This is a genomic window from Candidatus Endomicrobiellum cubanum, from assembly GCF_031278955.1.
Taxonomy (GTDB): domain Bacteria; phylum Elusimicrobiota; class Endomicrobiia; order Endomicrobiales; family Endomicrobiaceae; genus Endomicrobiellum; species Endomicrobiellum cubanum.
This window is the reverse complement of sequence record NZ_JAITJM010000003.1, coordinates 1-5,542: the sequence shown is the minus strand read 5'-3', so window position 1 is coordinate 5,542 and position 5,542 is coordinate 1. Positions and strand designations below refer to the sequence as shown.

Genomic DNA, 5,542 nt, shown 5'->3' with positions numbered 1-5,542 from the left:
TACTATGTTTGATAAGTTTATTGAGGGATTAGAATAAACAAGGGAAATAGGAATATCAGATAAATTTAAATTGGAAGTAGATATAGAGATTCTATTATCAGTTACATAGAGATTTTGGACTTTAATATTGTAATCTTCGGGGCTGGGTAAGTATAACTGTGCGAGGCCAATTAATATGTTGGGGTCAGAGTAATATTGACTAGGTTGGATAAGGTCATTAATTTGGATAGTATTATTAGACATGGAGATAGTTTCAGGCCGATAAGTAGGGTTGTTCTTTCCTCCTCTGTTTATGGATAGGGAAGCAGCGAACGTCCTAGTTAGAAAGCAAGAGGAGTTGAAGATGATTTGATTATTGTTTAAGTAAAAGGAAGAGTTGAGGTTGAGGGTTACATTGCAAGAGGATATGGGATATACAAGCGCCGTCTATGCTCCCGATATTAGAAACGCTACTAATAGTTACAGAATTATTATTAAAGGAGAAAGTGGAGTCAATGATATTGTTGTTTTGAAAAGTCATAGAGGGCTGAGCACTGTTTAATAAGCAGTAAGCGCCATATATCCCCCCCATTATCTACATCATTGTATATGATGACAGAATTAGAACTACAAGTGATGTCGGGTTTAAGGACTACGTTACTGCCATTGGAACTAACAGAAGATTGATCGAAGGGATAGTTGACAGAGCCGTAGATTTGAGAGGGGAGATAAGTACTAATTCTAGACATAGTAGAATGAATAACAAGAGAGTTATTAGAAGAGACATTAAAGTTAGAAGAAAGCCAAGGGGAAGAAGTATTTATTTTCCCACAGTCAGGATTAGAAGAGTCAGTAATAGTAACTATTGCCAGAGATGATGTAATTAGGAGTATTAGTGATATTAATAGTTTGAGCAGAAGCAATAGTAGGAGTTAATGTTATGGTTAAGAAGAGGGACTCTTTAAAGGCCTTGTTAAACTTGTTAAAACAGTTTGACATTAGTTTACCTCCAGTTACAATTGATTAAAAACTGCATAAAATCAAAAAGGGTGAATTCAACCCCTTTTGCAATTTCCCTATAAATAATGTTATCAAGATTTACATCATTTGTCAAGATCTTATGCGCGTTGATACAGGCAAAACGTATGGAAGAAAGAAATAGTTTCCTAAATAAGTAAGTGTTTTTTACTTCCTTTTTTCATAGAACTAACATCTTTTCTATAAATTTTCCAAGATTACAGCTTACTAAATATCTTTTCTTCTTTTAAACTCATCTTCTTTCCTATATCTAATACCTTCATATTCCTAATGCCCATTTCCTTATTATATTTAGGTTTTCTGTCGCTGTCTTTTCTAATGTCCTAAATGTCACATCTAAGTGCCAATATATACTCTCTCCTTTTACTGCTTTGTCAGAATTTTTTCTTCTATCTTTTTTGCAAACAGGTCTATCTTTACAAATCTCCTGCATTCACCAACCTTGCTAACAATACTATCTCTACTATATCTCTTAACTTATGCTCTACTTTCCATTCTTACTTTCTATCTTCTATTCTATCTATAAATCTTTATAATTTGTACATATTCCTTCCCTAATCCTTTTTTGACTTTTAGTTTACCTTTTCTTCATGCGTTTGTCATGATTTTCACATAATAAAATATATGAGTTAAGTTGCTTACAAATAAGCAATTACTTAGAGAAATAAAAATGAACATTGAAACAAATTGCATAGAATATAAGAAAGGCTCCCCGATGATCTTGAAAAAAACTAGTTGCTTTTCTCAGTTCCAAAGGCCGTTATATTTACAGCAGGGTTTAATCCGCGGGTAGAAAAAATATTCGGTTCACAAATAGTTGCTTGCTTTTTGCTTCTCTCTTCCCGATTTAACTCTAAAAAACTGCTTGGAAATTTTAGCAGTTTTAAAAGTTGTAGTGAAAACTTATTGGGGTGGCTGACGGGACTTGAACCCGCAACCTTCGGCTCCACAAACCGATGCTCTAACCAGTTGAGCTACAACCACCAAATGGTCAAAACGTCTCCGGCGTGAGTTGAACACGCAACCTACTGCTTAGAAGGCAGTTGCTCTATCCAATTGAGCTACGGAGACATTGTGAAACGAGGAAGTATTGTATTATACAAAAAAAATAGTAATTGCATCAAATTTTGCTTTCTAAGGCATTTTCTAATCTGTCAATGCCTTTTTGTACGTTTTCAATAGAAGTTGCATAAGATATTCTTATATATCCTTTTGCTCCAAAGGCAGCTCCAGGGACAACTGCAATTTTAACTTGATCAAGTAAATAATCTGCAAATTCTATGTCAGAATTGATAACTTTTCCATTAAAACTTTTACCTAAAATAGAGCTAATATTTGGGAAAACATAAAATGCACCTTCAGGTTTTATACAATTGATGCCTTCTATAGAATTTAATCTTTCAACAATATAATTTCTTCTTTTTTCAAATTCTTTCCTCATAGTTTCTACATATTCTTGAGTTCCGTTTAATGCTTCTACTGCGGCCTTGATTGATATAGAAGAAGCGTTAGATGTTGATTGGCTCTGTAATTTAGTCATGGAAGATATTATTTCTTTATTACCTGCTGCATATCCAATTCTCCAGCCTGTCATAGCATAAGCTTTAGATACGCCGTTTATTAATATAGTAGTATCTTTTGCTTGTGGACAAGCTTGAACAATAGAAGTAAATTTAAAATTATCATATACTAACTTTTCATATATTTCATCTGAGATTATAAGAATTTTATTTTCTAGACATATTTGAGCGATTTCTTTAAGCTCATTTTGGCAATACGTTACACCTGTAGGGTTTGAAGGGGAGTTAATAATAATTGCTTTTGTTTTGCTGGTGATAGCTCTTTTTATTAACTCACTAGTTATTTTAAAGTTATTTTTATCTGTAGTATTAATTACTATAGGCTTCCCTTCTGCAAGAATAACCATGTCTATGTAAGATACCCAATAAGGTGCAGGTATTATGACTTCGTCTTTCGGATCAATTATAGCCTGAAATATGTTATATAAAGAATGTTTTGCTCCACTTGAAACAATTATTTCTTCAGGAAGATAGGTAGTGTTATTGTCTCTTTGTAATTTGTTTATAATAGCGTTTTTTATTTCAAGAGTGCCAGGTACAGGACAGTATTTTGTAAAACCATTGTTTATTGCAGATATTGCAGCATCCTTTATGTTTTTCGGTGTATCAAAATCTGGTTCACCTATACCAAAATTTATTATATCTACTCCTTTTTGTTTTAATGTTTTAGCTTTTGTATCTATTGCAAGTGTTGGTGATGGTTTAATAGATTGTGCTCTTTTTGAGATCATAGCAGCTCCTAGATTAAATATAAAAGTAATATTGGGTTTGCCTAAAACCTATAATACATATCCTTAACTGCGTCTTTTTGGACACTGCTAAATTAAAAACTTGTGTTTATCCCACGCTAAACTCTGCGTTTTGACATGCTTTAGCAAAAAATTACTGCAATCTATACGCACTAGAGTTTTTAGGCAGCCTCATTTGATAGTATTGAAGACTATAAGTGTTTGACAAAAATTTATGATTTTTGTAAATTATATGAACCAAAAAGGAGTATGTCAAATGTATGCAATTATAAGAACGGGCGGCAAGCAGTACAGAGTAGAAGAAGGTTTAAATTTGGTTGTGGAAAAACTTACAGAAGCAGAGGTTGGGCAAGAAGTGGTTCTTAATGATGTTCTTTTGCTTGCAGATAGCGATAAAGCAACAGTTGGAAATCCATTGGTAGAAGGTGCTAGTGTAGTTGCTGAGATCGTATCTCAAAAAAGAGCTCCAAAGGTGCTGGTATTTAAAAGAAGGCCTAAAAAAGGCTACAAAAAGCTTCAAGGGCATCGCCAATATGTAACAGAATTAAAAATTACAAAGATTAATGCTTAATAAATATTAGGAGATGGCAAAATGGCACATGTAAAAGCACAAGGTTCGTCGACTAATGGACGTGATTCTCACGGCCAAAGGTTAGGCGTTAAAATATATGGAGATCAAAAGGCTTTAGCTGGAGCAATAATTGTTCGCCAAAGAGGGACAAAATACCATCCTGGAATTAATGTGGGGATGGGGAAAGATAACACTCTTTTTGCAAAAGTTGCAGGTACTGTTAAATTTGTAAAAAAAACAGGCGACAGATGTTATGTGAGTGTTGAATAATAGGACTTTTAGAAAGACCTATTAAATTTAAGGATAATTGGCTTAATGTTTATAGATAAAGTTAACATTTTTCTTACAGCCGGGCGCGGTGGCGACGGCTGTATTTCTTTTAGGCGGGAAAAATACGTGCCTTACGGTGGTCCAAACGGTGGTAATGGCGGTAAAGGTGGCGATATTTATTTTGAAGGTGATCCACACAAAACAACTCTTCTAGATTTATCTTATAGACCAAAATTTAATGCTGAAGATGGTTGTAAAGGGTTACCAAGTGATAAATTTGGTAAATATGGAAAAGATCTGATAATAAAAATACCTTTAGGTACTTTAGTATTTAAAAACGGTGAACTTTTTGCAGATATCAAAATTGCTCAAGAGAGAGTTTTAGTAGTTAAAGGTGGCAAAGGAGGTAGAGGTAATGCTTCTTTTAAAACAGGAAGACATACAGCTCCAAGAATTGCAGAAAAGGGCCAACCAGGGGAGACTGCAGAGATTAACTTAGAATTGCGTTTAATTGCAGATGTTGGTTTTGTTGGGTTTCCTAACGCAGGTAAATCTACACTTTTGTCAAAAATATCAGCTGCTAGACCAAAAATTGCAGATTATCCCTTTACAACATTATCTCCAAATTTAGGGGTTGTAGATTATAAAGGAAAAAGTTTTGTAGCAGCTGATATTCCTGGCATAATTGAAGGTGCACATGAAGGGAAGGGACTGGGTCTTGAGTTTTTAAGACATATAAGACGTACAAAAGTGCTTTTGCATATAGTAGACGTGAGTGGTTTTGATGATAAAGATCCTTATACTAGTTATAAAATTATAAATAACGAGTTAAAAAAATATTCTAAGTATATTTTAAAAAAACAAGTAATAGTTGTTTTAAATAAAATTGATTTACCTAGTGCGGATAAACATAGTAAAAAATTTAAGAAAAATTTAAAAAATAAAAAATTATTTGAGATTTCTGCTGCAACTGGTCTTGGTATAGATGCTTTACTAAAAGAAATAGTAAGAATGCTTTCAAAAGCAATTGCTTTTAATCCTCAAGAAGAGCTTGAAGTAATCCCAGTAAAAAAATATATTTATGAGCCAGAATTTAAAATAACAGTTGATGAAAACGGTGTTTTTGTGGTTACAGGTTCAAAAGTTCAAACGCTTACAGAAATGACAAAGTTTAACGAAGACGATTCTTTACGTCGTTATCAAAATATTCTTAAAAAGATGGGTTTAGAAATTGAGTTAGAAAGAATGGGAGCAGAGTCAGGGGATAGTGTGCGAATTGGCGAATTCGAATTTATATTTTCACAGCAAACTTTTTGACTTGAGTTTTTGCGGAATCAGATTTTATAGTTATAAAA

5 protein-coding genes and 2 tRNA genes are annotated in these 5,542 nt (G+C 33.4%); 4 read left to right on the top strand and 3 right to left on the bottom strand.

Annotation, left to right across the window (positions count from 1 at the left end; translation table 11 throughout):
* Positions 1 to 382 precede the first annotated feature (382 nt).
* On the top strand, positions 383 to 541 hold the full coding sequence (locus LBD57_RS00360) for a hypothetical protein (protein ID WP_373469368.1): 159 nt from the start codon (positions 383 to 385) through the stop codon (positions 539 to 541).
* 1,383 nt (positions 542 to 1,924) lie between these two features.
* On the opposite strand, the gene LBD57_RS00355 is transcribed toward LBD57_RS00360, so the two are convergent.
* The 3 genes from LBD57_RS00355 to LBD57_RS00345 form a co-directional block, all read right to left on the bottom strand.
* Positions 1,925 to 2,001 (bottom strand) — tRNA-His (locus LBD57_RS00355).
* A gap of 13 nt (positions 2,002 to 2,014) precedes the next feature.
* A tRNA-Arg gene (locus LBD57_RS00350) sits at positions 2,015 to 2,088 on the bottom strand.
* Between the two features lie 49 nt (positions 2,089 to 2,137).
* Complete coding sequence (locus LBD57_RS00345; protein WP_373469367.1) at positions 2,138 to 3,328, bottom strand: pyridoxal phosphate-dependent aminotransferase; 1,191 nt, start codon at positions 3,326 to 3,328, stop codon at positions 2,138 to 2,140.
* A 274-nt stretch (positions 3,329 to 3,602) separates the two neighbouring features.
* Between LBD57_RS00345 and rplU the strand changes: the two genes are divergently transcribed.
* Genes rplU through obgE form a run of 3 tightly spaced genes read left to right on the top strand, consistent with a single transcriptional unit; the run spans position 3,603 to position 5,504 of the window.
* Complete coding sequence (gene rplU, locus LBD57_RS00340; protein ID WP_373469366.1) at positions 3,603 to 3,917, top strand: 50S ribosomal protein L21; 315 nt, start codon at positions 3,603 to 3,605, stop codon at positions 3,915 to 3,917.
* Positions 3,918 to 3,938: 21 nt separating this feature from the next.
* Positions 3,939 to 4,187, top strand: a complete 249-nt coding sequence (rpmA, locus tag LBD57_RS00335) for a 50S ribosomal protein L27 (RefSeq protein ID WP_373469365.1) — start codon at positions 3,939 to 3,941, stop codon at positions 4,185 to 4,187.
* Positions 4,188 to 4,232: 45 nt separating this feature from the next.
* A complete protein-coding gene (gene obgE / locus LBD57_RS00330; protein ID WP_373469364.1) occupies positions 4,233 to 5,504 on the top strand; it encodes a GTPase ObgE in 1,272 nt (423 codons plus the stop codon).
* Positions 5,505 to 5,542: the final 38 nt, after the last annotated feature.

Coding starts and splice junctions, on each gene's coding strand:
- LBD57_RS00345 (WP_373469367.1), bottom strand. CDS start 3,328: ATGATCTCAAAAAGAGCACAATCTATTAAACCATCACCAACACTTGCA.
- rpmA (WP_373469365.1), top strand. CDS start 3,939: ATGGCACATGTAAAAGCACAAGGTTCGTCGACTAATGGACGTGATTCT.
- rplU (WP_373469366.1), top strand. CDS start 3,603: ATGTATGCAATTATAAGAACGGGCGGCAAGCAGTACAGAGTAGAAGAA.
- obgE (WP_373469364.1), top strand. CDS start 4,233: ATGTTTATAGATAAAGTTAACATTTTTCTTACAGCCGGGCGCGGTGGC.